This is a genomic window from Streptococcus oralis, from assembly GCF_001578945.1.
Lineage (GTDB): Bacteria > Bacillota > Bacilli > Lactobacillales > Streptococcaceae > Streptococcus > Streptococcus oralis_Q.
Window position 1 is genome coordinate 1 of sequence record NZ_KQ969557.1, and the last position, 1,997, is coordinate 1,997.

General features: G+C 41.1%; 1 protein-coding gene and 2 pseudogenes. 2 read left to right on the forward strand and 1 reads right to left on the reverse strand.

From position 1 onward, the window contains the following. Nucleotides 1–130, reverse strand: a pseudogene (locus tag SORDD16_RS11205) (transposase); the annotation flags it as partial. Between SORDD16_RS11205 and SORDD16_RS12045 the strand changes: the two are divergent. Both SORDD16_RS12045 and SORDD16_RS09190 read left to right on the forward strand, forming a co-directional pair. After that, nucleotides 111–1,642: pseudogene (locus SORDD16_RS12045) on the forward strand (DUF1430 domain-containing protein); the annotation flags it as partial. The pseudogenes SORDD16_RS11205 and SORDD16_RS12045 overlap by 20 nt on opposite strands. A gap of 1 nt (nt 1,643) precedes the next feature. Next, a partial coding sequence (locus SORDD16_RS09190; protein ID WP_128973504.1) for an ATP-binding cassette domain-containing protein occupies nt 1,644–1,997 on the forward strand: 354 nt, incomplete at its 3' end.

The following is a 1,997-nucleotide window of genomic DNA, read 5'->3' on the forward strand; positions in this document are numbered from 1 at the left end:
GGGAGTTACCCACTACAAATATTATAGAGCCAATTTTCGTTTTAAAGTTTTTGAAGTTCCTAAAACCAAAGGCTTGTCGTTTTATGTCCTTGATAAGCTTGTTGGTAGGCACCAACTTGGCAATAGAGCACAATAGTCTTATTGCACGTCGCATTGTGGAACCAAATGAAGCTGGAGAAACTCGCTTTACCTATGCTACTTATGGCGAGGGAGAACTTCCAGCAGGTTTGACCATTTCCTCCGAGGAGAGTGCAGAAACGAGTGATTTATTAGGTTCTTACTTGATTTTGTCAGGAGGCTTAGATGGAGTGAGCTTGCAGACTACCCTGAAAGAACTTGGCTATCAAGGTTTTGATTCGAATGGAGAAGATCCGTTTTCGATAGTCTTCCTCTCGGGAACCACCCCTATGGGGGATACTGAGTCTAGTCATTTTTCTCTTGACCTTTATGAGTCTGGTTCTGATTTATCGGATTAAGTCCCTTCGTCAGGCAGGGATTCGCTTGATCGCTGGTGAGAGCTTGATTGGGGTTTCTCTCAGACTGGTGTTAGAAGATGTGAGACAGCTTATCTTCTCGGTGCTGGTATCCAGTCTTTTGGGATTGGGGATTCTCTGGTATCAAGGTGCCTTGTTTATGGCAACGCTGCAACTTGTCATCATTGCTCTTCTGCTTTATGGATTGACCTTGGCAGGGATTTCTACCTTTTACATCATGAGTAATGTTGACAATTTTTCAAATGGAGCAGAGTTGATCTAGATGTCAATCGTCTCAATGACTATACACCTGCAGGGAATGTCATCTATGTCTCACCACGCTATCTGATAGAGGGTAAGATTGCTGTTTCTTCCGAGTTTATGGACAAGATGCAAAACCTGTGTCTGAGGGAGAGTTTGGGCTAATTTTGCCTGAGAGCTTGCGAGGGGAGTCTTCCTACTATCAAGGAATATTTACAGATTATCTGCAAAACTTTTCATCTGAAAGTGTAGATGTGACGAGTCAGAAACACTACCTTCCACAGGTAACGCTAGCTTTTACAGAAATAGGACAGGAACGCTTCCTCTATAACGATGGGTACAAGACGACCCGTCAATATCTAAAAGATCCGATTATTGTAGTTCTAACGCCACAAGCGACTGGAACAGGTCCTGTTGCAGGGATGTTATGGGGAACTACGGCTAATAATGGTTTAAAACTGGATAGTTACCAAGACAGCATCACAGCTCTAAAAGAGCAAGATCTGTATCACAAGGTCTCTTATTTGGTCAAAAGCCAGTTATTTTTTGCCAAGGTGCTAAATGACAAACGCATGGAGTTTTACTCTCTCCTTATTGGGACTATTTTGACCCTGTCTACGGCAATTTTGTTATTTGATTCCATGAATCTTCTCTATTTTGAGCAATTCAGACGGGAGATCATGATTAAACGACTCTCTGGTATGACAATCCATGAGCTTCATGGTAAGTATTTACTGGCGCAAGGAGGAATTCTTTTGCTTGGCCTAATCCTATCTAGTCTTTTGACGGGAGATGGCTTGATGAGTGCTCTAGTTGTAGCTTTGTTTACGATTAACGCTCTGTCGATTTTAGTAAGGCAGGACAAAAAAGAAGAGGCTGGTAGTATGGCCGTATTGAAAGGAAAATAAGATGATTGATATTCAAGGATTGGAAAAGAAATTTAATGACCGAGCGATTTTTTCTGGTTTAAATCTCAAACTGGAGAAGGGCAAGGTCTATGCCTTAATCGGAAAGAGTGGAAGTGGAAAAACAACTCTACTTAATATTTTAGGAAAGTTAGAAAAGATAGATGGAGGACGAGTTCCCTATCAGGGGAAAGATTTAAAAACCATTCCCACTCGTGAGTATTTTCGAAACCAGATGGGCTATCTCTTTCAAAATTTTGGGATCTTAGAAAACCAATCAATCAAAGAAAACTTGAATTTGGTTTTTGTTGGTCAAAAAATCTCAAAAGCAGAACGTTTGGAAAAACAGAGTGAGGTT